This window comes from Amycolatopsis sp. NPDC051102, from assembly GCF_040682815.1.
Taxonomy (GTDB): domain Bacteria; phylum Actinomycetota; class Actinomycetes; order Mycobacteriales; family Pseudonocardiaceae; genus Amycolatopsis.
This window is the reverse complement of sequence record NZ_JBFBBT010000006.1, coordinates 374,262-397,001: the sequence shown is the minus strand read 5'-3', so window position 1 is coordinate 397,001 and position 22,740 is coordinate 374,262. Positions and strand designations below refer to the sequence as shown.

At 70.3% G+C, this 22,740-nt stretch carries 17 protein-coding genes and 1 tRNA gene; 14 read left to right on the top strand and 4 right to left on the bottom strand.

Features of this window, described 5'->3' with window-relative positions:
• The first annotated feature begins 66 nt into the window (after positions 1-66).
• The 8 genes from AB0M93_RS20850 to AB0M93_RS20815 all read left to right on the top strand — a co-directional run bounded on the left by AB0M93_RS20850 (position 67) and on the right by AB0M93_RS20815 (position 8,038).
• Positions 67-996 carry an ABC transporter permease gene (locus tag AB0M93_RS20850; protein ID WP_364275769.1) on the top strand — a complete coding sequence of 310 codons (930 nt, stop codon included), beginning with the start codon at positions 67-69 and terminating at the stop codon, positions 994-996.
• Positions 989-1,942, top strand: coding sequence for an ABC transporter permease (locus tag AB0M93_RS20845; RefSeq protein WP_364275768.1), 954 nt, complete (start codon positions 989-991; stop codon positions 1,940-1,942). Before AB0M93_RS20850 ends, AB0M93_RS20845 begins: the two co-directional genes overlap by 8 nt.
• A 5-nt stretch (positions 1,943-1,947) precedes the next feature.
• Positions 1,948-2,943 carry an ABC transporter ATP-binding protein gene (locus tag AB0M93_RS20840; RefSeq protein WP_364275766.1) on the top strand — a complete coding sequence of 332 codons (996 nt, stop codon included), beginning with the start codon at positions 1,948-1,950 and terminating at the stop codon, positions 2,941-2,943.
• Positions 2,936-3,934 carry a dipeptide ABC transporter ATP-binding protein gene (locus AB0M93_RS20835; protein ID WP_364275764.1) on the top strand — a complete coding sequence of 333 codons (999 nt, stop codon included), beginning with the start codon at positions 2,936-2,938 and terminating at the stop codon, positions 3,932-3,934. The genes AB0M93_RS20840 and AB0M93_RS20835 overlap by 8 nt, the downstream gene beginning before the upstream one ends.
• Positions 3,935-4,007: 73 nt before the next feature.
• Complete coding sequence (locus tag AB0M93_RS20830) at positions 4,008-5,729, top strand: S8 family serine peptidase (RefSeq protein ID WP_364275762.1); 1,722 nt, start codon at positions 4,008-4,010, stop codon at positions 5,727-5,729.
• Between the two features lie 64 nt (positions 5,730-5,793).
• The gene (locus tag AB0M93_RS20825; protein ID WP_364275760.1) at positions 5,794-6,390 is read left to right on the top strand and encodes a hypothetical protein; all 597 of its coding nucleotides are present in this window, start codon (positions 5,794-5,796) and stop codon (positions 6,388-6,390) included.
• A gap of 89 nt (positions 6,391-6,479) precedes the next feature.
• A complete protein-coding gene (locus AB0M93_RS20820) occupies positions 6,480-7,256 on the top strand; it encodes a hypothetical protein (RefSeq protein ID WP_364275758.1) in 777 nt (258 codons plus the stop codon).
• Positions 7,253-8,038, top strand: coding sequence for a hypothetical protein (locus AB0M93_RS20815; protein ID WP_364275756.1), 786 nt, complete (start codon positions 7,253-7,255; stop codon positions 8,036-8,038). Before AB0M93_RS20820 ends, AB0M93_RS20815 begins: the two co-directional genes overlap by 4 nt.
• Positions 8,039-8,075: 37 nt before the next feature.
• On the opposite strand, the gene AB0M93_RS20810 is transcribed toward AB0M93_RS20815, so the two are convergent.
• Entirely contained in the window at positions 8,076-9,569 is a 1,494-nt protein-coding gene (locus tag AB0M93_RS20810) for a peptidase S10 (RefSeq protein WP_364275754.1), read from the bottom strand.
• Between the two features lie 71 nt (positions 9,570-9,640).
• On the opposite strand from AB0M93_RS20810, the gene AB0M93_RS20805 reads away from it, so the two are divergent.
• The 4 genes from AB0M93_RS20805 (at position 9,641) to AB0M93_RS20790 (ending at position 13,454) form a co-directional block, all read left to right on the top strand.
• Positions 9,641-10,324 carry a uracil-DNA glycosylase gene (locus AB0M93_RS20805; protein ID WP_364275753.1) on the top strand — a complete coding sequence of 228 codons (684 nt, stop codon included), beginning with the start codon at positions 9,641-9,643 and terminating at the stop codon, positions 10,322-10,324.
• Between the two features lie 84 nt (positions 10,325-10,408).
• Positions 10,409-11,743 (top strand): NAD(P)/FAD-dependent oxidoreductase, encoded by a 1,335-nt coding sequence (locus AB0M93_RS20800; RefSeq protein WP_364275751.1) that lies wholly within the window; start codon positions 10,409-10,411, stop codon positions 11,741-11,743.
• Between the two features lie 194 nt (positions 11,744-11,937).
• Positions 11,938-13,260 (top strand): ricin-type beta-trefoil lectin domain protein, encoded by a 1,323-nt coding sequence (locus AB0M93_RS20795; RefSeq protein WP_364275749.1) that lies wholly within the window; start codon positions 11,938-11,940, stop codon positions 13,258-13,260.
• 117 nt (positions 13,261-13,377) lie between these two features.
• Positions 13,378-13,454 (top strand) — tRNA-Leu (locus tag AB0M93_RS20790).
• A 178-nt stretch (positions 13,455-13,632) separates the two neighbouring features.
• Here the strand turns inward: AB0M93_RS20790 and AB0M93_RS20785 are convergent.
• Together AB0M93_RS20785 and AB0M93_RS20780 are read right to left on the bottom strand one after the other, a co-directional pair.
• Entirely contained in the window at positions 13,633-13,827 is a 195-nt protein-coding gene (locus tag AB0M93_RS20785; RefSeq protein ID WP_364275747.1) for a hypothetical protein, read from the bottom strand.
• Between the two features lie 39 nt (positions 13,828-13,866).
• Entirely contained in the window at positions 13,867-17,694 is a 3,828-nt protein-coding gene (locus tag AB0M93_RS20780) for a hypothetical protein (protein WP_364275745.1), read from the bottom strand.
• Between the two features lie 140 nt (positions 17,695-17,834).
• Between AB0M93_RS20780 and AB0M93_RS20775 the strand changes: the two genes are divergently transcribed.
• Complete coding sequence (locus tag AB0M93_RS20775; protein ID WP_364275744.1) at positions 17,835-18,590, top strand: PIG-L deacetylase family protein; 756 nt, start codon at positions 17,835-17,837, stop codon at positions 18,588-18,590.
• 43 nt (positions 18,591-18,633) lie between these two features.
• Here AB0M93_RS20775 and AB0M93_RS20770 read toward each other — a convergent pair whose 3' ends face one another.
• The gene (locus AB0M93_RS20770; RefSeq protein ID WP_364275742.1) at positions 18,634-19,998 is read right to left on the bottom strand and encodes a sialidase family protein; all 1,365 of its coding nucleotides are present in this window, start codon (positions 19,996-19,998) and stop codon (positions 18,634-18,636) included.
• Between the two features lie 254 nt (positions 19,999-20,252).
• On the opposite strand from AB0M93_RS20770, the gene AB0M93_RS20765 reads away from it, so the two are divergent.
• Entirely contained in the window at positions 20,253-22,676 is a 2,424-nt protein-coding gene (locus AB0M93_RS20765) for a tetratricopeptide repeat protein (RefSeq protein WP_364275740.1), read from the top strand.
• Positions 22,677-22,740 lie beyond the last annotated feature (64 nt).

Sequence of the window (22,740 nt, the reverse complement as noted above, 5' to 3'; positions counted from 1 at the left end):
GAGTGGCAAGGCGAGTTCTAACTCGCCTTGCCACTCACGACGGCCGGCGCGCACTAGGAACTCGTCATGATCCGCTATGTCCTGCGACGGCTGCTCCAGCTGATCCCGGTGTTCTTCGGCACCACGTTCCTCATCTACGTCCTGGTCTGGGCGGTGCCCGGCGACCCGTTCTCCGGCAAGTGCGGGCAGACCGCCTGCCCGCCGTCCTACATCGCCCAGATGACCGAGAAGTTCCACCTGAACGACAACATCTTCGTGCAGTACTTCAAGTACCTGGGCAGCCTGTTCACCGGCGACTGGGGGGAGACCTTCAACGGCACCTCGGTCGGCGACCTGATCGCCACGTCGTACCCGATCACGCTGCGGCTGGCCGTGATCGCGGTGCTCATCGAAGCCGTCATCGGGCTGTCCGCCGGCGTGCTCACCGGCCTGCGCGGCAAGGGTTTCCTCGACAACCTCGTGCTGGTCTCGACGACCTTCCTGATCTCAATCCCGGTGTTCGTCACCGCGATCGTGCTGCAGCTCGCCCTGGGCGCCAACGGCCTCGGCTGGATCGAGGCGAGCGTCTCGGACGACCCGAGCATCGGCGAACTCATCGTGCCGGGCATCGCGCTCGGCAGCCTGTCCATGGCGTACGTGGCCCGGCTGGCGAGGACGAGCATCGCCGAAAACCGCCGCGCCGACTACGTCCGGACGGCGATCGCCAAGGGACAGCCGCAGAGCCGGGTCGTCCTCGTCCACCTGCTGCGCAACTCGGTCATCCCGGTGCTCACCTTCCTGGGCACCGACCTGGGCGCGCTGATGGGCGGCGCGATCGTCACCGAAGGCGTGTTCAACATCAACGGCCTCGGCGGGCTCATCTTCCGCGGCATCCAGAACCGCGAGAGCGCGACCGTCGTCGGGGTCGTCGTCCTGCTGGTGCTGGTGTACCTGCTGATGAGCCTGATCGTCGACCTGCTGTACGCCGTTCTCGACCCGAGGATCCGCTATGACTGACCCGAACCTGGTGGGCGGCGGCGGGGCCGACGCGGCCGAGCTGTCCCGTGTGGACGACTCCGCGACCGGCCCGCAGAAACCCCGCAGCCTGTGGAGCGACGCCTGGCGTCAGCTGCGGCGCAAGCCGGCGGTCATCGCCTCGGCGGTGATCATCCTGCTCATCGTGCTGATCGCGATCGCGCCCGGCCTGTTCAGCTCGCGCGACGCGGGGTTCAGCGATCTGACCCGCGCCAACGAAGGCCCGTCGGCGGACGCCTGGTTCGGCTACGACAACCAGGGCCAGGACGTCTACGCCCGCACGATCTACGGCACCCGCGCGTCGGTGCTGGTCGGGGTGTTCTCGACGCTGCTGACCGTGCTCTTCGGCTCGGTGGTCGGCATCCTCGCCGGGTACTACGGCCGGCTCGTCGACAGCCTGCTGTCGCGCTTCGGCGACATCTTCGCCGGCCTGCCGTTCGTGCTCGGCGCGATCGTCATCCTGACGACGTTCAACGCGCCCGGCACCAACCCCGGCGCGGTCACGATCATCGTCCAGGTGGTGTGCTCCATCGCGGTGCTGAGCTGGCCGGTCGGCATGCGGATCATGCGCTCGGCGACGCTGGTGGCCAAGCAGCTCGACTACGTCAAGGCCGCGCGCGGCCTCGGCGCGAGCACGCCGCGGATCATCTTCCGGCACCTGCTGCCGAACACGATCGCACCGGTGCTGGTGTACGGCACCATCGCGCTCGGCGCGTTCATCGGCGCCGAAGCCACGCTCGCCTACCTCGGCATCGGCGTGCGCGCGCCGGTGATCTCGTGGGGCGTGCTGATCGCCGACTCGCGGGACTACTTCCGGAACGACCCGCACATGCTGCTGTTCCCCGGTGCCTTCGTCACCCTGACCGTGCTGGCCTTCGTGATGCTGGGTGACGGCATCCGCGACGCGCTCGATCCGAAGTCGAGGTAGCTCCCTTGTCGGACAACGAACTCCTGCTCGAAGTCGAAGACCTGCACGTCGAGTTCCGGACCAGCGACGGCGTGGCGAGCGTGCTCAACGGCGTCGGCTACTCCGTGCACGCGGGCGAAACGCTCGCCGTGCTCGGGGAATCCGGTTCCGGCAAGAGCGTCACGGCCCAGACGGTGATGGGCATCCTCGACGTGCCACCCGGCGTGATCACCGCCGGTGCCGTCCGCTGGCGCGGCGAGGACCTGCTGACGGCGTCCGAAGAACGCCGCCGCGAGGTCCGCGGCAGCGAGATCGCGATGATCTTCCAGGACGCGCTGTCCGCGCTGAACCCGGTGTTCACCGTGGGGTTCCAGATCGAGGAACAGCTGCGCGTCCGGCTCGGCATGTCCAAAAAGGACGCCCGGAAGCGCGCGATCGAACTGCTCGACATCGTCCGCATCCCGGCCGCGGAACGCCGGATCAAGGACTACCCGCACCAGTTCTCCGGCGGCATGCGCCAGCGCGCGATGATCGCGATGTCGCTGGCGCTCGACCCGGACCTGCTCATCGCCGACGAGCCGACCACCGCCCTCGACGTCACCGTGCAGGCCCAGATCATGGACCTGCTGCACGAGATCCAGACCGAACGGAAGATGGGGCTCGTCCTCATCACCCACGACCTGGGCGTGGTCGCGGAGGTCGCGGACCGGATCGCGGTGATGTACGCGGGCCGGATCGTCGAGCAGGCCGACGCCGTCGAGCTGTTCCGCGCGCCGGCCCACCCGTACACCGCCGCGCTGATGGACTCCCTGCCCCGGCTCGACCTCAAAGGACAGACGCTGGAAACCATCAAGGGCCTGCCGCCCAGCCTGCTGGACATCCCGCCGGGCTGCCCGTTCCACCCGCGGTGCAAACGGGCCGAGGACCGGTGCAGCGTCGACGTTCCGCCGCAGCACGCGATCGGCTTCGGCCGCACGAGTGCGTGCCACTTCGCCGAAGAGGTGGTGAGCTCCCGTGCCTGATCCCATTCTCTCGGTCAAAGACCTGCAGAAGTACTTCCCGGTCCGCACCGGCATCCTGTTCAAGAAGACGATCGGCCAGGTCAAGGCGGTCGACGGCGTCTCGTTCGACCTGCTGCCGGGCGAGACGCTCGGCGTCGTCGGCGAGTCCGGCTGCGGGAAGTCGACGCTCGCCCAGGTCCTGATGCGCCTGGAGGAACCGACCGGCGGCACCGCGCAGTTCGAGGGCCGCGACATCTTCGCCATGCGCGGTGCCGAGCTGCGGAAACTGCGCCGCGAGATCCAGATCGTGCTGCAGGACCCGTACACCTCGCTCAACCCGCGGATGACCGTCGGCGACATCGTCGGCGAGCCGTTCGAAATCCACTCCGAAGTCGCCCCGAAGGGCTCGCGCGCGGGCAAGGTGCGGGAACTGCTGGAGGTGGTCGGGCTCAACCCCGAGCACCTCAACCGCTACCCGCACCAGTTCTCCGGCGGCCAGCGCCAGCGCATCGGCATCGCGCGGGCGCTCGCGCTGCGGCCCAAGGTGATCATCTGCGACGAGCCGGTGTCCGCATTGGACGTTTCGATCCAGGCGCAGGTGATGAACCTGCTCGGCGACCTGCAGACCGAGTTCGGCCTGTCCTACGTCTTCATCGCGCACGACCTTTCCGTGGTGCGGCACCTGTCCAACCGGGTAGCGGTGATGTACCTCGGGAAGATCGTCGAGCTCGGCACCGACGAGGAGATCTACGAACGGCCGTCGCACCCGTACACCCAGGCGCTGCTGTCCGCGGTCCCGGTGGCGGACCCGGCCGTGCGCGGGCGCCGCCAGGTGATCCGGCTGACCGGTGACGTGCCGAGCCCGCTGGATCCCCCGTCCGGGTGCCGGTTCCGCACGCGGTGCTGGAAGGCGCAGGACCGGTGCGCGACGGAGGTGCCGGAACTGGTGCCCAGGACGGACGGGCACTTGTCAGCTTGTCACTTCGCCGAGCAGAAGTCGGTTGTTCCATAACGTACTTTTTGCCGTTGTACGTGCTATGTCCGGTCTATACGGTGCAGGAACGCATTCTGCGAGGAGGAGAAACGTGAAGAGACCCAGGCTTCTGGCCGCGGTGCTGGCCGTGCCGCTGTTCGGCGCGGTGTCCGCGGTCGCGGTCCCGGCCGCGTCGGCGCAGCCCGCGCTGTCCGGCCCGGCGACCGAATTCACCGTGCTCGCCAAGGACGTCCAGAGCATCGCGACCGCGCAGCAGGCGATCAAGGCCGCGGGCGGCACGGTCCTGGAGACCAACACCGCCGTCGGCCTCATCAAGGCCAGCGCGCCGGCCACCGGGTTCACCGAGCGCGTGTCCGCGAACCGCGCCGTGTTCGGTGCGGCCAAGGCGCAGGTCATCGGCTCGGTGCCGAAGAACGGCAAGAAGACCAAGAGCGACAACGTCGAGAAGGAAGGCCGCGGCGCCGCCTCGCACAAGGCCGCCGCGAACAAGGCCGTCGGCATGGACCCGCTGGACGACCAGCTCTGGGGCCTCAAGTCCGTCCGCTCGGACCTCTCGCGCACCAAGCAGCCGGGCAGCAAGCAGGTCAAGGTCGGCGTCATCGACACCGGCATCGACGGCACGCACCCCGACATCGCGCCGAACTTCGACGAGGCCGATTCGCGCAACTTCACCCGCGACATCCCGACCGACGTCAACGGCGTCGAGGTCGACGGCCCGTGCGAGTTCCGCGGCTGCGTCGACCCGGTCAACCACGACGACGGCGGCCACGGCACGCACGTCGCCGGGACCATCGCCGCCGCGGCCAACGGCTTCGGCGTCTCCGGCGTCGCGCCGAACGTGACGCTGGTGAACATCCGCGCCGGCCAGGACTCGGGCTACTTCTTCCTGCAGCCGACCGTCGACGCGCTGACCTACGCCGGCGACGCCGGCATCGACGTGGTCAACATGTCGTTCTACACCGACCCGTGGCTGTACAACTGCACGGCGAACCCGGCGGACTCGCCCGCCGAGCAGGCGGAGCAGCGCACGATCATCGAGGCGACCCAGCGCGCGCTGAACTACGCGCACCGCAAGGGCGTCACGATGGTGGTCGCGCTGGGCAACCAGCACACCGACCTCGGTGCGCCGCAGCCGGACACCACCAGCCCGGACTACCCGGCCAACACGACGCACCCGCGTCAGGTGGACAACAACTCCTGCCTCAACCTGCCGGTCGAGGGCAACCACACGATCGGCGTGAGCTCCTTCGGGCCGTCCCAGCGGAAGGCGGACTACTCGAACTACGGCCTCGAGCAGATCTCGGTGTCGGCGCCGGGCGGGTTCTTCCGCGACGGCTTCGGCACGCCGTGGTACCGCACGGTCGAGAACGAGATCCTCTCGACCTACCCGAAGAACGTCGGTGTCGCCGAGGGCAACATCGACGCGGACGGCAACATCACCGAAGCCGGCCTGGCGGCGGGCGTCAAGAAGGCGACCGCCCCCGACGGCCGCGTCGGCTACTACCAGTGGCTGCAGGGCACGTCGATGGCGACCCCGCACGCGACCGGCGTCGCGGCGCTGATCATCTCGCAGTACGGCAAGAAGTCGCACGGCGAGTTCGGCATGGACCCGGACAAGGTCCAGCGGGTCCTCGAGGGCACGGCGGCGAAGATCGCCTGCCCGGTGCCGCGCACGGTGGACTACCTCAAGGAGGGCCGCGACGCGACGTTCACGGCCACGTGTGAGGGCGACCCGTCGTTCAACGGCTTCTACGGCCACGGCGCGGTTGACGCCTACGCGGCGGTGACGCGCGGTTCGCAGTACCTGAAGTAGCGATCGCGGAAACGGCCCGCCCCGGCCCCGGGGTGGGCCGTTTTCCGTGCGAGGGGGAGACGGGATGGACTCGGGCGACCTGCGGGACACCGTGCTCGCGGCGCTGCAGCGGTTCTGGGCGCCGATGCTGTTCGACGACCTGGCCATGGTGCTGGCTCTGGAGCACGACGTCGACGTCGACGAAGAAACCCTGGCGGCGCTGGCGGCCGCGGACCGCGCGGACTTCGCGGCCGGGGTCGAGCGGCCGGTCTGGCTCTGCCCCGCGCTGGAGTACCGGAACGGCGAAGCCAACGACGAGTTCCTCACCCGGTCCGACTGGCCGGTCACAGCCCGGGTCGTCCGCGAGGTGCTGTCGGAAAGCCAGGAACTGTGGCTGCTCAAGCAGTTCCTGGTCATCCCGGACCGGACGGACCCGTCACCGCAGCTTGACCGGCTGCACGAACGGATCCAGGACCTGAGCATCCACCTGCCGCCGGAGCGGATCGCGGAGAAGAAGGCGGACCCCGACTGGGACGAGCAGCGCATCGACGAGCTCGAGCTCTGGTGGATGCTCGCCGAGGACCTGCACGGCGAGCTCCGGCGCCACGAGCGCATCGCGGAGGCCGGCGCCATCGGCGCGCTCGAAGCGCTGCCCCGGCTCGAGCGGTACTTCGGCGCCTGAGGCAACCTCTCCTGCGCGGCGCGCGTGTACGGGGGATGCGTGGACCGGCGAGCCGACCCGGCGGTCCACGGCCGGTGAGGGGGGAACGCATGGTGGTGCCGGATCAGCTGACGGCCGCGGAGGCCGACCTGACGAGGGCGTGGCTCGCGCGTCGCGGCGTCGAGGTGGACCGGCCGACGCCGCTGCTGGCGCTGCGCGTCGGGGCTCGCGAGCAGGCCCGGCGGTCGTACCCGCTCTACGGGGCCCTCCTCGGCGCGATCTGGGCCGTCGTCATCCTGCTGCCGCCGATTCCGGTGCCGGCCAAGTTCGTGCTGGTCAGCGTGCTCTTCACGGCGTATTCGCTGCTGCAGTGGCGCCGGGTCCGCCCGCGCGAACGCCTCGCCGCCCGGCTGGCTCCCGGGGGCGCCCGGCCGTCGTTGCGGACCACGGCCGCCCAGGTGGGCTGGTGGTACCTGGCGTCGGTGGCGATCACGTTCGCCGGCGGCGCGGTGCTGTGCGCCGCGCGGTTCGCGACCAGCCCCGCGGCCGGCGCGGGCTGGGCAGCGGCGCTGGTGATCGGCGCCGCCGGGACGGCCCTCGTGCTCGGTCCGGTGCTGCGCGCCCCGGTGATCGCCGAGGACCCGGCGTCGCTCGGCGTCGACGCGGCCTTGCGCGCCCTGGATGCCCTGAGCTTCGCGCCCGCAGTGGGCATCACCATGCTCGCCTGGATCGACCTCGACGCCACCTGGCCGTCCGTGCCGCCGTGGTTCCCGGTGCGGGTGGGCTACCTCGTCCTGGCGTTCGGGGCGATGATCGCCGCCGCGGTCCGGTACCGGCGCCGGTACCGCCGGCTGCCGCTCGGCACCTACGGAACGGCGGCCCGGTGAGCGCCCCGGTGGTGACGGACACCGAGCGCGCGGCGGCCGGCCGCTGGCTGGTCCGGCACGGCGTCGAGGTGCCCACGCTGACCGACCTGCTGGCCCTGCGCCTCGGTATCCGCGGTGGCGCCCGGCCACCCCGATGGTGGCGGTGGGCGCTCGTGGCCACGTTGACCGCGGTCGCGGCCAACGTGGGTTACGCGTCCCTGGACTACCTGCCCGGCGTCCGCGGCGCGGAACTGACCGACAGCGCGTTCGTCTTCTTCGTCGTCATCGCCCTCGAGCTGGTCAACTGGCGGGCGGTGCGCCTGCGTGACCGGCAGGCACTGGCGTCGCTCGGCACGCGGGCGATCGAGCGCCCGCCCGGTCCGGGGCTCGGCGCCTGGGACGTCGCGGCCCTGCTGATCACCTTCGCCGGCGGCGCCGCGCTCGGCGTCACGATCTTCGTGACGACGCCGTTCCGGGCATACGCGTGGAGCTGGCTCGGCCTGCTGGCGCTCGGCGGCGTGGTGACGGCGGTCATCCTGACCGGCGTCCTCCGGCGCCCGGTCATCGCCGAAGACGGGACGTCCCTCGCGGTGGACAGCGCCGTGCGGATCCAGGACCTGCAGCTCGCGATGCCCGCGGCCTACGCGGTACCCGTGCTCGTCGACCCGATCACCGAGCACGCGCAGCCGCCGGCGTACACGCCGTGGCTGATCGGGTACGCGGTCCTCGCCGTGGCGACGCAGGCCGTCGCCGGCTTCGTGAACGTGCGGCGGCGCCGGGCGATCCTGGCCGCGGTGGCCTGACGGTGGTGCCCGGCCGCGCCGGGCACCACCGCGGCCCTCAGCGGTTCGACGCCCGCTTGACGAACTTCGCCAGGTCCTTCGACTGCTGCACCCGGGTCGGCTCGTGGACGTACATCATGTGCCCCGCCGGGTAGTACGCCGTGTCGATGTTGTCCCGCAGTTCCTCGGGGATCTGCAGGTGGGCCAGCACGTGCTCGGCCGCGAAGTACGCCGTCGCGCCGTCGTAGTGGCCGAACGCCACGTGCACGCGCAGGTGCGGGTTCGCGCGCATCGCCGCGCTGAGCGAGTCGACCACCGACACCGAGCGGCCCTCGAAGTCCGAGTACGACCACGCCTTGAACGTGTCTTCGCTGATGAGCTCGTACGGCAGGTCGTTCTCGTAGCCGAGCTCGGCCCGCACGTAGTGGTTGAACGCCGCCGCGTACGCGCCGACCACGCGGGAGATCGACGGGTCGTCGCTCATGTGCTCGCGGCCGCCGTCCGGCTCCCACGTCGTGAACCGGCCGTCCATCCGGCCGACCGTCAGCCCGCGGTCGCGCAGCAGCTCGGTGAAGAACCGGACGTGCTCGATCCGCAGGTTCACCCGGTCCACATAGGACTCGGACAGCCCGGTCAGCGACGCCAGCGTGGCCACCGCCTCCGCCTTGTCCTGAGTGGACAGCCGGGCGCCGCGGGCCAGCGCCCACGGCAGCTCCTTCGCCGCGAAGTCCTCCGCGTCGGCGAGGACGTCGTCGAGCGGGCGCTCGCCGTGCAGGCCGTGGTAGTGCGCGATCGCCGCGTACGTCGGCACGTACAGCGAGTAGGGGAGGTCGTTGCCCTCGGTGAACTGCAGCGTGCCCAGGTCGAGCACGGACGAGATGAGCAGCAGGCCGTTCAGGTAGAGCCCGTGCCGGTCCTGCAGGTGCGCGGCCAGCCCGGCGGCGCGCAGCGTGCCGTAGGACTCGCCGGCCAGGAACTTCGGCGACAGCCAGCGCTGGTGCCGCGACACCCACAGCCGGATGACTTCGCCGACGGACTCGATGTCGCCCTTGAAGCCGTGGAAGTCCTTGGTCTCGCCGCCTTCGGACGCGCGCGAGTAGCCGGTCGACACCGGGTCGATGAACACCAGGTCGCTGTGCGCCAGCAGCGTTTCGGGGTTGTCGGCCAGCCCGTACGGCGGCGGCACCAGGTCGTCGACGTCGCCCGAAAGCACCCGGCGCGGCCCCAGCAGGCCCATGTGCAGCCAGATGCTCGACGAGCCGGGGCCGCCGTTGAAGGCGAACGTCACCGGCCGGGAGCCGGGGTCGGCGTCGTCGAGGGTGTAGGAGGTGACGAAGACCTCCGCCTTCGCCTTGAAGCCCTCGGACTTGCCGTCCTTGACGATCTCCTTGCGGAGAACGATCCGCCCCGCCTTCGCCGTGTACGCGAGCTTCTTGCGCTTCACGGTCAGGGTGTGCCGGGTCGTGACGATGTCGTCGGTCGGCTCGGCCGGGATCTCGGTCGTTTCCGCGGCCTTCTGCTCAGGAGCCTCTTCGGGGGTCGTGTCCGCCATGGAGACAACTTAGTCGGCGGCGGCGCGGGCCTGTGGCAGGGTGACTTGGTGCACACCGAGGACGCGCCGCGATGAGGTCACTGGCCGAGCTGGACGCCGCGGTCGCCGGCTGCCGGGCCTGCCCGCGGCTGGTCGCCTGGCGGGAGGGCGTCGCGGGCACCAAGGCCGCCTTCCGCGGCGAGCGGTACTGGGCCCGCCCGGTGCCGGGCTTCGGGCCGCCGGACGCGTCGCTCGCCGTCGTCGGGCTGGCACCCTCGGCGCACGGCGCCAACCGCACCGGCCGCATGTTCACCGGCGACCCCTCGGGCGACTTCCTCTTCCGGGTCCTGCACGAGGTCGGCCTCGCGTCGCAGCCGACGTCGACGGCGATCGGCGACGGGCTGGAGCTCTACGGCACCCGGCTCGTCTCGCCGGTGCGCTGCGCCCCGCCGGAGAACAAGCCGACCCCGGCCGAGCGCGACACCTGCCGTCCGTGGCTCGCCGAAGAACTGGCACTGTTACGTCCGACACTGCGCTCGGTCGTGGTGCTCGGCGCGTTCGGGTGGCAGGCGTTGCTGCCCGTGCTCGAGGCGGCCGGCTGGGCGGTGCCGCAGCCGCGGCCGGCGTTCGCGCACGGTGCCGTCCTCGAACTCGGCGACCTGCGGGTTTTCGGCTGTTATCACGTCTCGCCGCGCAATGTCCAGACACGGCGCGTGACCCACGCCATGGTGGCGGACGTCTTCCGGGCCGCGACCTCGGTGACAGGTCAGAACTGAATCGTTACGGAAACCGCAGCGACGCTGGTCACAGCCGGATGGGGCCCCCGAGCGAGGTCGCGGCGAAGGTGTCACCATGAGGACATGGCTGCTGCGAAGTCGAAGTCGGAACCGACTCGGATCCTCGTCCTCGGTGGTGGGTACGTCGGGCTCTACACGGCGTACGGCCTCCAGAAGATGCTCCGGGCCAACGAGGCGTCCGTGACCGTCGTTGACCCGCAGCCCCACATGACCTACGCGCCGTTCCTCCCGGAGGCCGCGGCCGGCGCGATCGAGCCCCGGCACGTGGTCGTGCCGCTGCGGCGGGTGCTCAAGCGCTGCCACGTGCTGACCGCGCGCGTCACCAAGATCGAGAACGAGAAGAAGTCCGTCACGGTCGAGGCGGCCGACGGCCACGTCGAGCAGCTGGGCTACGACATCCTGGTCGTCGCGCTCGGCGCCGTCGCGCGCATCCTGCCGATCCCGGGCCTGGTCGAGGAGGGCATCGCCTTCAAGACCATCGGCGAGGCGATCTACCTGCGCAACCACATCATGACCAAGCTCGACGAGGCGGCCAGCACGCTCGACCCCGAGCTGCGCAAGCGCCTGCTGACCTTCACCGTGGTCGGCGGCGGGTTCGCCGGCATCGAGGCGCTGGCCGAGCTCGAGGACATGACCCGGTTCGCGGTCGAGAACTACTACCCGAACATCAAGGTCTCCGACATCCGCTGGGTGCTCGTCGAGGCGGCCGGCCGGATCCTGCCCGAGGTCCGCGAGACCCTGGGTGTCTACACGGTCGAGCAGCTGGAGAAGCGCGGCATCGAGGTCTACCTGTCGACCGCGGCGAAGTCGTTCGAAAACGGCCACGTCGTGCTGTCGGACGGCACCGAGTTCGACACCGACACGATCATCTGGACCGCCGGCGTCAAGGCCAACCCGGTCGTGGGCCAGTCGGACCTGCCCGTCGACAAGCGCGGCCGCCTCGAGGCGACCGCCGCGATGCAGGTCGTCGGTCACCCGGACGTGTGGACCGCGGGCGACAACGCGGCGATCCCGGACCTCTCGCGCACCGAAGAGGACCCGACGGCGACCTGCCCGCCGAACGCGCAGCACGCCGTCCGCCAGGCCCGCCTGCTGGCGAAGAACATCATCAAGGTCCTGCGCGGCGGCAAGCCGAAGGACTACTACCACAAGAACCTCGGCGCAGTGGCGAGCCTCGGCCTGCACAAGGGCGTGGCCGACGCGCTGAACCTGAAGATCAAGGGCTTCCCGGCCTGGCTGTTCCACCGCGCGTACCACCTCAAGGCGATGCCGACGTGGAACCGCCGGATCCGGATCCTGTTCGACTGGATCCTGGGCGGTCTGTTCCGCCGCGAGGTCATCTCGCTCGGCCAGATCAACAACCCGAAGGACGAGTTCGCGCGCGTCTCGAAGTCCTGACGCTTTCCGCTCGGCTGCCCCCGGTCCTCGTGGCCGGGGGCTTTCGGCGTTTTCGGGGTTATTGCACGGAAAGCCCGGCTGTGTGCCGGTGAGCGGCATGGTCTGGACAACTGGGCCGGTGGGCGGGTAAACCCTTTCTTCACAACGCGGATTAAGTCCGCTCCCGCTCCGCCCCTCGGTCCCCTGGAGCCTCCATGTCCTTCACCCGTACCAGAGCTGCCCTCACGGCGGCGGCGCTGAGCGCCGCGGTCGTCGCGGTGCCCTCGGCCGCCGCGGCCGGGCCGGCGTTCCCGGCCCACTACGCCGCGCCGTACCTCCAGATCAGCGACGCCGACGCCGGCGACATGGCCGCCGACCTCAGCGCCACCGGCACGAAGTTCTTCACGCTGGCCTTCCTGACCCCGCAGTCCGGCTGCACGCCGGTGTGGGAGGCGAACGGCACCGGCGTCGGCTCGTTCAAGTCCCAGATCAGCGCCCTGCAGGCGGCGGGCGGCAACGTCATCCCGTCGTTCGGCGGCGCGGAAGGCGGTGAACTGGCCCAGACCTGCACGAACACCGCCAGCCTGACCGCGGCGTACGCGAACGTGGTCAACACGTACGGCACGCCCCGCCTGGACTTCGACATCGAAGGCGGCGTCCTCGGCGACACGGCGTCGAACCAGCGTCGCAACTCGGCGCTGGCGGCGCTGCAGCAGCAGAACCCGGCGGTCCAGGTGGACTACACGCTGGCGGTCGACCCGTCGGGCATCCCGTCGAACGAGCTCGACCTCCTGCGCGACGCGAAGAGCAAGGGCGTCAAGGTCAGCGTGGTCAACCTGATGGTGATGGACTTCTACGACGGCCAGCCGGTCCTGGGCGACGCCCTGTCGGCGGCGCGCGCGTCGGCGTCCCAGCTGGCGAGCCTGTACGGGATCTCGACGTCGGCGGCGTACGCGATGATGGGCCTGACACCGATCGCGGGCCGCAACGACGACGGCGCCCAGTTCAGCCAGTCCGACGCCCAGCAGCTGGAGACGTTCGCGGCGCAGAACGGCGTCGCGGAGCTGTCGTTCTGGGAGCTCCAGGACTACGACCGCGCCACCGGTTACGCATACTCGCGCATCTTCAACGCCATCTCCGGAAGCACCCCGCCACCACCGGCGGGCGGCGGCACGATCACGGGCTACGGCGGCAAGTGCGTCGACGTGGCGGGCGCGTCATCGGCAAACGGCACGGCGATCGACCTGTACACGTGCAACGGCACGAACGCCCAGCAGTGGACGTCGACGTCGGGAACGCTGCGGGCGCTGGGCAAGTGCCTGGACGTGGCCGCGGCGGGCACGGCGAACGGGACGAAGGTCCAGCTCTACGACTGCAATTCCACGGGCGCCCAGCAGTGGAGCCGCTCGGGAAACCAGCTGGTGAACCCGGCCTCGGGCAAGTGCCTGGACGCAACAGGCCCGAGCTCGGCGGACGGCACCCCGCTGCAGATCTGGACATGCACGGGCGCGGCGAACCAGTCCTGGACCTTGAACTGACGACGCGGGTGGCCTCCGGGGTTGGGGGCCACATCGCGGAAGCGTTGCGTGTGCTGAAGTCGCCGCAATGTCAGGGTTACCGGACAGAAGCAACCCTGATCACCTAGAGTGTGCGGTGCCCCCGTAGCCCAACCGGCAGAGGCAGTCGACTTAAAATCGATTCAGTGCGGGTTCGAGTCCCGTCGGGGGCACCAAACACGCTGGTCAACGGCTCGATGCGGGGCGCGGTGAAGATCAAGAGCCCAACTTTCCCCGGCCCTCGGCGCCCACGCGACCGGAGGGCGGCTGCAGTGGGGTCATAGACCGAGGGGGAATGTTCTCGCCTGACGGGCAGGTTTTCGAGACGGCCGCGTCGGGCTCAGGAGACTGAACTCAGTCTTCGACGACCTCTTCGACGTGGCGCACGTAGGCATTGTCGCGGCGTTTGGTGCGATCGAAGATGAATTCGTTCGACAGGCCCCTTCCTTGCAGGACGGGAATCGCTTCGGCCATGTCATCGGATTCGGCGGTCAGTGACCCATCGGAATGAAGGGTCATCAGCCTGATTTTTTCTCCCGTGTCCGACATGACTGCATAAAGTATACGAGTCGGCATCAGAAACTCCATTCACTCGCCCCAGCGGCTTTGCTTTTTGATTTCCGCGAAGCGCTTCATCATATCATCGTACCACTCGCTTCGGTACGGGAGGAACTCCGATCGAAGGGCTTGGAGTGCGCTTTCGAACTGATCGATCTCGGCGCGACTCAAATCATTCTTGCGCCAGCGGTTGTTCTTGAAGTCGTAATATGCCCTGGCGAAGGTCTTGTGTGTCCAGCCGGAGAGGTTCTTGCCGGCCTCCGACCATGCTTCGCCCTGGTCGATGCCGACGACCTCGCCGTTGACGATCATGAAGTTTCCGGGGTTTCGGTCCTCATTGCCGATCAGTGCATCCAGCAGCCCGAGTCGCCGTCCCGATCCGGTTGCCATCAGCCGCTCCAGTTCGGGGGTGTTGCCGTGCAACGTTCGTCCGCGGGTTCCTTGGACGTAGTCCATCAACAGCTCGGTCTCCGAATAACGGAATGCCGCGGGTACCGGGGTTCCGATGGCGCGCGCGACGAGGAATCCAAGTCGCTCGGCCTCGGCGCGGTCATCTGCGCTCCGCATGGACCGGCGTTCGGCCGTGGTGGCACTGGCCATGTAAGGGGTCTCGTCGAACGCGACTTTGCGTATCGCCTTCTCGCCGGTCGCGAACGTCAGCAGCTCCACCTCGGAAGAGCCATCTTCCATGGGCTCCCGCCGGGTGACCAGCCGGTCCACCCCCTTGGTCAATTCGACCAGATGCCTGATTCCGTCGTAGGTCTTGTGCCAGAGGTTGACCGGACCGCTCTTCTCCTCCGGGCTGTTCGAGCCGGCAAAACGGAGCGTGGTCTTCTTCGGTCCGAAGCTCTCGATGATCAGCGACAGTCGCTTGATCTTGTGCTTGCGTCGGATCGACGGCAGTTTCTTGTCGATGTCCGCGACGCTCGCGCCGGGATGCGCAAGGGCCTTGGCTTCCCGGAGGGCCTTGGCCACAGCGTCTTTGGCCGGACGGTCGCGCTTGTCCTTGTCAGGCTTGCCGGGTTTGGTGGCGTCGCGAGGCCGAAGCGGTCTGTCCCGCCTGGGCTTGCGAGTTCGACGGCGACCGTCGGGGCGCCTCGGCCTGCGGGGTCGGGTCTTCTTGGGATGGCGCTTGGGCTTGATCTTGCTCCACAGCTTCTTGACCAGGCCGACGATCTTGTCGATGACCCAGTCGATGGCCCGGTTCACCGGGCGCGCAAGCTTCTGGAAAACCTCCTTGACCTTCCCGGCGATCCCACCGATACCCAGCAGGGCCGCCAAAGCGCCGATCAGGACCGGGATCGCGCGGGCCAGCGCGCGTTCCACCAGCGCCGGAACGCCCCCCGTGCCGCCGCGGGCGATCGCCAATACCGCGTCCAGGACCGCGTTGACGAATTCGATGATCTGGCGGGCGTTGGTCACGATGAACCGGATGATGTCGATGATCATCTTGCACGCGCGGATGAACGCCGATGCGGGGTTGAACAGGGACACGATCCAGGTGATGCCCGCGACGATGATCGTGGGGAGCAAGTACGAGACCAGATTGCCGATCAGGTCCTTCTTCAGGTCGCCGACGCGGGTTTTCAGGTCGTCCCACATTCCCGCCACGCCTCGGCGTTTGACCTCGGCGACCAGCGGGACCGCGGTCTCCGCGGCCACCAGGGCCTGGTTGGGGACCTTGCGGGCCAGGCGGGCGCGGATGTTGGGCCAGGAAAGGCCCAGGATCGCGGCGATCAGGCTGAGGATGCCGAGGAGGTCGAACGTCTTGGGCAGTTGCAGGCCCATGGTCGCGCCGGTGCCCAGCAGCCACGCCAGTACGCCGGCCTCCAGGTGGCGGCCTGCGTTCTTCATGAACAGCTTCAAGCCGCCGCCGACGCCGGTGACGAGGTTGCCGAGGAAGCCGATCGGGTCCTTCAGGATGGCGCCGATGGCCGATACCGCCTTGCGCAGGACGCCCAGCAGCATGCGGCCCAGCTCGAGGATGGCCGTGATGGCGCCGCCGATCGCTTCGGCTGCCTTGGCCACCAGGCCCTTGTTCTTTTCCTTTTCGGCGGCGATTTCGTCGTCTACTGCCTTGACCGCGTCGGTGTACTTCGTGGCCAGGGTGTCGACCAGTTCGGTGCCCTTGTCGTCGACGGTGTCCGTGAGTTCGTCGAACTTGCTTTCGAAGTCCGTCGCTGCTTCGCGGCCGATCGCCTTCAGGTCGGCCGGGAGTTTGTCGACTGCGGCCTTCAGTTCGTTGCGGCCGGTGGCGATGCGGTCCTTGGCGCGTTTCAGTTCGGTTCCCACCGTGTCGGCGATTTCGGTGATGATCCGGTCCATCGCCGCGAGGTAGTTGTCCCGCGCGTGTTCGTAGATGCGGTTGGCTTCCTCCGGGAGGCCCGCGAACAGGTCGTTGGTCCACCGTGCCCAGCCGAGCGGGCCGCTGTAGCGCTCGTCCTTGTACCGCTCCATGCCGTCTTCGTGCTCGCGGGTGAAGCGGTCCCGTGCTTGCTTTTCCTGCGTCGTGAACTGGTCGTCGACCTTCTTGTCCAGGTCGGTCAGGATCTTCTCGACGTCGCACTTGGTCTGGTCGAAGACCTTCTGCAGGAGGTCGGTGACCTCTTTGCGCTTGTCCTCGTCGGTCTTCTTCGTTGCCTGCTTGCCGGTGCCGACCTGCCGGCCGGTGGCGACGCGGGCCGCGTGGATGCCGGCCATCGCGGCGGAACCCCGGGTGGCGGCGGTGTTCTTGACCTGGTCGAGCTCGCCGCCCTCGTGGGCGCGCAGCTTCTTCGGGGCGGTCTCGGAGTGTGCCTCCATCGTCTTCTTGTCGTTGACCGCTTTGTCGAACTGTGGTTCGCGGGAGTTCTTGAACGACAGCTGTTGGTCGGTGACCTGCGCCTCGGCCATCTGCCGGTTGACCTGGTCCGGGCCGGCCGACAGGTCCGTGGCCGACGGGGGCAGCCGGTCCGGGGCGGCCTGGGCGGGGTCGGGGGTGCCCGGTCTGGCCGGCACCTTGTCCGCGGCCATGGGCACGACCTGCTTGGCGTCCGGAGCCGGCTCCGGTGGTGCCGCTGTCGTTTCCGCGATCTCCCGCGCCGAGGCGTCGGTGCCTTCGCCGACCTTGCCCTGGACCTCGGTCTTGATCTCTTCGGCCTTGCCCGACTCCCCGAACTTGTCCGCCTCGTCCAGGTTCTTCGGCGCCTTGTCGGCCACGGCTTTCTTGACCGCCTGGATGAATTCCTGCTTGTCGAACTCCTTGGGCCGGGCGGCGTCCATGTCCTCGGCGTGGGCGGCCTTGCCGCGCGCCTCCTGGTCGTCCGCGGGGGCTTCCGCAGCGTCCTGGGGCGCGGCCGCCTCAGCAGCGGCGGGCGGGTGGCTCGCGCCGATGGCCTTCTTCTTGGCGGTGACGTCCTTTTTCAGGGCATGGAACTTCGGATCGGCGCCCGGTGAGCGTGGGCCGGTGCCTTTCTCCGGCTTCTCCTGGCGTTGCTCGGACGTCTTGCCGGTCGCCAGGTCCTTCTTGTCCGGGGCCGGGGCGGGCTGCGCCTCGGTCTTCCGGGCGGTCGGCTTGGCGGGCGAGGGTTTCTTCGGCGCAGGTGCGGGCTTGGCCGGGGCAAGCGCCGTAGCTTGGTTCGCGACGGCCTGGTTGCCCACGAGATTCTGGCCGGCCAGCAGCAGCTGCGTGGTCCACGCGGACAGCCGGGGCTCGGCACCGCCGGGCAGGCCGCTCATCGCGGCGGTCACGGCGGCGTTGCCCAGCAGCGCGCGGGCGCGGACCACGTCTGAGGGGCCCGGTCTGGGAGTTTCCAGGCCGCGGAGCCCGACGGCCGGCAACGCGGCCGGGGCGGGCGGTCGTGGACCGCGGGCGGTCAAGAGTGGGGGCATCCGGCGCCTTCGCTGGTCAGCTCGGGGTTACCAGGCGAGCGCAGGATGCCGTTCCGCCCGTCGCGCCGCCGCGATCCGGGCGTTGCCGGAGCATCACCGGACCGCCGCGACGCCCGGGATGCGGCAGGATGCCTGCCATGACCCTGCCTGCCCTGCCCGAGGAAACCTTCCGGCGCGTGCTCTGCGTCGTCGCGCATCCCGATGACATGGAGTACGGCGTGTCCGCCGCCGTTGCGCGGTGGACCTCTCGGGGGGTCGAAGTCGGCTATCTCCTGCTCACCCGGGGGGAAGCCGGGATGCCGAATCCGCCCGAGGAGACCGCGCGGCTGCGTGTTGCCGAGCAGCGGGCCGCTTGTGACGTCGTCGGGGTCGAGCGGCTGACCATCCTCGAACACCCGGACGGTGTGCTCGTCTACGGCCTCGACCTGCGCCGGGACATCTGCCGGGAGATCCGGGTGTTCAAGCCCGATGTCGTCTTCGGGTCCGCCTTCGACGTCGAGACCAAGTTCGGCTTCGACCAGGCCGATCACCGGGCTGCCGGGCTGGCCACCCTCGATGCCATCCGGGATGCCGGCAACCGGTGGGTTTTCCCCGAACAGGTCACCGATGAAGGCCTCGAACCGCACTCCGTGCGCTGGTACCTCCAGCCCGGCCACACCGACCCCACCCACGGCGTCGACGTCACCGGTGAGCCGCTGCGCCGCGGTGTCGCCTCGCTCGAGGCGCACGCCGCCTACCTGGCCGCGCTGCCCGACCACCCCGCTCCGGGCGACTTCATCCCGCAGTTCGCCGCGATGAGCGGGAAACTCATGGGCGTCGAGCACGCCGTCCTGTTCCGCGCCCACGATCTGCAGGCGCCGCCCGGCTTCGACGCCGAAGACTGACGGGCCCGCGCCCACCTCCGGCGCGAGGTGGGCGCGGGAGCCGTCACGCCAGTGGCAGGCCGCCGGCCGGGGCGAACATGCCCATGGTGAACGTCGAGCCGCTCGGGGCCGACGCGATCGGGATGATCGGGAACGCGTTGCCGCCCGCCCGGACCGAGGTCGAGATGTAGTCGCCGAACATGCGGCCCTGGGAGGTGTTCGGGATCCACGACAGGCTCATCGGGCCGGCCACCTGGGTCGCCGTGGTCCAGCTCGTGCCGCCGTTGGTCGAGGCGATGAACCCGACGTCGAGCTGGCACGTTGCCGCCGTGCAGTTGGCGTTGGGGTAGAAGTAGTACGTCAGGCCGATCCGGGCGCTCGTGCCCGAGGTCGACGGGTCGACGCCGATGCCCGGGACGAAGTGGTCCACCGTGCTGGTCGTGGCGTCGATCGGGATGCGCGCCGGCGCCGACCAGGTCGTGCCGGTCGCGGACTTGCTCAGCACGATGTCGTTGCTCGGGCAGCCGCTGCGGAACCGGCAGTCCGACCACGCCACGTAGACCGTGCCCGTGCCGTCGATTTCGGCGCTGGGCAACGCTTCTTCGCGCAGTCCGCCCGCCGCGTCGTGGTGGCTGATCGTGGCAACGGCGACGGTGGAGTTCCAGCTCGCGCCGCCGTTGGTGGAGCGGAAGCTGCGGATCTGGTCGTTGAGCGACAGGTACGGGACCACGACGGTGCCGTTGGGCTGCACGACGGGCTGGCCGCCGAGCCCGGTGTGGGCGCCGGCGGGTGCGTGGGCCGGGCCCCACGTCAGGCCGCCGTCGCTGGAGGTCTTCATGCGGATCGAGTCGCCGGAGCTGGTGATGTCGTATTCGGTGTAGCAGTTGCCGAAGAACGGGCTGGACGCGGTGTTGTCGCAGACGATCCAGTTCTTGTCCAGCGAGCCGGTCGCCGTGGTCACGGGGTTACCGAAGGTCTTGCCGCCGTCGGTGGAGCGGCTGGTGAGCACCGGCTCGCCGGCCGGGCAGTTGACGCCGAGGGAGGAGATCAGCCAGACGTTGTGCTTGGCGTCGAAGGCGACGGCGGCGTCGCTGATCTGGCCGCAGGGACCGCCGGTGTTGCCCGTGGTGCCGGGCAGGAAGCCCGAGGTCCAGGTGGCGCCGCCGTCGGTGGAGGTGGCGAAGCCGATGTCGGACGACCCGCCGCCGGACACGCGGCCGACCTGGAAGGCCGACACGATGGTGTTGCCGAAGGCGAACGTGTCCGGTTCGACCTCGGTTCTGTGCTGGGCCTGGGCGTCGGTGAACGGATCGGCGCTGACCTGGGTCACGGCGACGTTCGCGGCCGCGGACGTCGCGGAGACCAGGAGGCCGCCGGCCACGGCGGCGGGCAGCAGGGTGGCGGTGAGGATACTTCGGGGAAGCGGCATGGCACGGTCACCTTCTCCATCGAGGTGAGGCTGTGCGGCGGGCAGCGGGGTCCCCGCTGCGGGCCATGACGTCTGTCGATCCAGCCACCCGGAACGCGCGCCGTAAAGGCTCTCGACCGATCCAGACCCCGTTCGGCGGCGGGCGGACGCGGACGATTTGACCCTGCGCTTACCTGGTCCCGGGTGGACAGTCCGGGAACGGCGTTCTGCGAAAAGCGTGGCCGCGGCCGTGAACCGCTGCCGACAATGGCGGTATGGCGTTCACCGAACCACCCGATCCCGGTCACGCGCGCACGCTGGCCGAGCTCATCGCGCAGCTGCGGCTGCTCAAGGCGTGGGCGGGCGGACCCTCGTACGCGCAGATCGCCGAGCGGGTGAACCGGCTCTGGACCGCCGCCGGGCGGCCGGCCGCCGAGCGCACCGCGCGGACCACCGTGGCCGACTGCTTCAAGGCCGGGCGCGCCCGGCCGAACACCGATCTGCTGCTGGCCGTCGTCGAGGTGCTGCACCCGGACCCGGGGTACGTCGCCGGCTGGCAGGACGTGCTGCGGGTGGTGCGCGGCCGCGCCGAGGCGGCGACCTTCGTGCAGGCCCAGCTCGGCCTGCCCGAGGCCATTCCGGACTTCACCGGGCGCGGGCCGGAACTCGCGGGGCTGGCCGAGGTGCTCGGGGACGGGCGGGTGGCGGCGATCGCCGGGATGGCCGGGGTCGGCAAGACCGGGCTGGCCGTGCACGCCGGGCACGAGCTGCTGCGCGCCGGCCGGTGCGACAACGCGCTGTTCGTCAACCTGCGCGGGTTCCACCCCGATCCCGGCCGGCCGCCGGTGGACCCGGCCGCGGTGCTCGACTCCTTCCTGCGGTTGCTCGGGGTCCCCGGGCACGCCGTGCCCGCCGACCTGCCCGGCAAAACGCGGCTGTACCAGGAACGATCGGCCGGGCGGCGGCTGCTGGTCGTCCTCGACAACGCGCGCGGCGAGGACCAGGTGCGGCCGCTGCTGCCCGGCGAGCGGGGCGGCCCGGTGCTCGTCACCAGCCGCATGGCGCTCCCCGGGCTGGCCGGGGCCGCGCACGTGCGGCTGGACGCGCTGAGCCCGGACGAAGCGCTGGCCTATCTGCGGCGGACCGTCGGCGCCGAGCGGGTCGACCGGGCGCCCGCGGTGGCCCGGCGGATCACCGCCGAACTCGGGCGGCTGCCGCTCGCGCTGACGCTGGCCGCGTTGTGGATGACCGCGCCGGCCCACCGGTCGTGGCTGCTGGCCGACCACCTGGAACGGCTCGAGCAGCGGCGCGCGCACCTGCGGCTCGACAACGCCGTGGACGCGTCGATCAGCCTGTCCTACGACCAGCTCGGCGAGCCGGAACGGCGGGCCCTGCGGCTGCTCGCCCTGCACCCGGGCGCGGACCTGGACGCCTACGGCATCGCCGCGCTCACCGGGACGGACCTGGCCGAGGCGACGCGGATCGCGGACCGGCTCGCCGCCGCGAGCCTGGTGCGGCGCGGCGAGGGCAACCGGTTCGAGCTGCACGACCTCATCCGCGCGTTCGGGATGGCGCGGGCCCAGGACGAGGACGCCCCGGCCGGCCGGAAGGCCGCGCTGTCGCGGCTGCTCGACTACTACGTGTTCGCCTCCGCGACCGCGATGGACCACTACGCGCCGCGCACGCGCCGCCACCGGCCGGACGTCCCCGATCCCGGCCTGCCGATCCCGCCGCTGACCGGCCGCGACCCGGCGACCGCGTGGCTGGACGCCGAACGCGCCAACCTGGTCAGCGCCGGCGTCCACGGGGTGGCGTCGGGGCACGCGGGACTGCTGTCGCGGCTGCTGTTCCGCTACCTGCAGACCGCCGGCCACATCCGGGAGGCGCTGGCCCTGCACGCGAGCGCGACGGAGTCGGCGGACCCGGTCGCCCGCGGGCACGCCCTGACCAGTCTCGCGGCCACCCACAGCCAGGTCGGCCGCTACGAGGTCGCGACGCGGCACGCCGACGAGGCACTGGCCTGCTTCCGCGCGGCCGGAGACCGCACGGGCGAGTGCCGGGTGCTCGGCACGCTGGGCGCGATCGCCTCCTGGAACGGCGACTTCCTGCGGTCGGCGGAGGTACTGGGCGAGACGTTGAGCCTGGCCCGCGAGCTGGGCGACCGGGTCGGCGAACGCACCGCGCTGACCAACCTCGGCTACGTCTACGGCCGGCTGGGCTGGTACGCCGAGGCGCTGGAGATCCACGGGAAGGCCCTGGCCATCGACCAGGAGACCGGCGACCTGTGCGACGCCGGGCGCACCCTGCTCAACATCGGTGACACGCACCTGCGGTCGGGTGACCACGAGCAGGCCTGCGACCACTTCCGCCGCGCCACGGCCATCGCCGAGCAGGCGGGCGACCGGGACCTGCACGTGGAAGCGTTGCTGTGCCTCGCGGACGCGTCACTGGACCTCGGCGACCCCGGCCACGCCCGGACGACGCACGAGTGCGCGCTCGCGATCGCGGCGGACCTCGGCAGCCTGCACGCGGCGGCCCGCGCGCACACCGGCCTCGCCCGGGCCCTGACCGAGCTGGGCGAGCGGGAGCGGGCCCGCGAGCACTGGCTGGCGGCTCGTGAGCACCACCGTGAGCTGGGTCTGCCGGAACCGGCCGAGATCAGCGAGGGGGCCGGCCGGACGGTGCCGGCCGGCGGGTGAGCGCACCGGCGTCCGGGTTCGTCCGGGATTGCTGCCCGCGGACGCGGCGCACCGCAATGCTCGC

Coding starts and splice junctions, on each gene's coding strand:
- AB0M93_RS20850 (WP_364275769.1), top strand. CDS start 67: ATGATCCGCTATGTCCTGCGACGGCTGCTCCAGCTGATCCCGGTGTTC.
- AB0M93_RS20810 (WP_364275754.1), bottom strand. CDS start 9,569: ATGGCGGACACGACCCCCGAAGAGGCTCCTGAGCAGAAGGCCGCGGAA.
- AB0M93_RS20845 (WP_364275768.1), top strand. CDS start 989: ATGACTGACCCGAACCTGGTGGGCGGCGGCGGGGCCGACGCGGCCGAG.
- AB0M93_RS20770 (WP_364275742.1), bottom strand. CDS start 19,998: ATGCCGCTTCCCCGAAGTATCCTCACCGCCACCCTGCTGCCCGCCGCC.
- AB0M93_RS20825 (WP_364275760.1), top strand. CDS start 5,794: ATGGACTCGGGCGACCTGCGGGACACCGTGCTCGCGGCGCTGCAGCGG.
- AB0M93_RS20820 (WP_364275758.1), top strand. CDS start 6,480: ATGGTGGTGCCGGATCAGCTGACGGCCGCGGAGGCCGACCTGACGAGG.
- AB0M93_RS20775 (WP_364275744.1), top strand. CDS start 17,835: ATGCCTGCCATGACCCTGCCTGCCCTGCCCGAGGAAACCTTCCGGCGC.
- AB0M93_RS20805 (WP_364275753.1), top strand. CDS start 9,641: ATGAGGTCACTGGCCGAGCTGGACGCCGCGGTCGCCGGCTGCCGGGCC.
- AB0M93_RS20765 (WP_364275740.1), top strand. CDS start 20,253: ATGGCGTTCACCGAACCACCCGATCCCGGTCACGCGCGCACGCTGGCC.
- AB0M93_RS20795 (WP_364275749.1), top strand. CDS start 11,938: ATGTCCTTCACCCGTACCAGAGCTGCCCTCACGGCGGCGGCGCTGAGC.
- AB0M93_RS20800 (WP_364275751.1), top strand. CDS start 10,409: ATGGCTGCTGCGAAGTCGAAGTCGGAACCGACTCGGATCCTCGTCCTC.
- AB0M93_RS20785 (WP_364275747.1), bottom strand. CDS start 13,827: ATGTCGGACACGGGAGAAAAAATCAGGCTGATGACCCTTCATTCCGAT.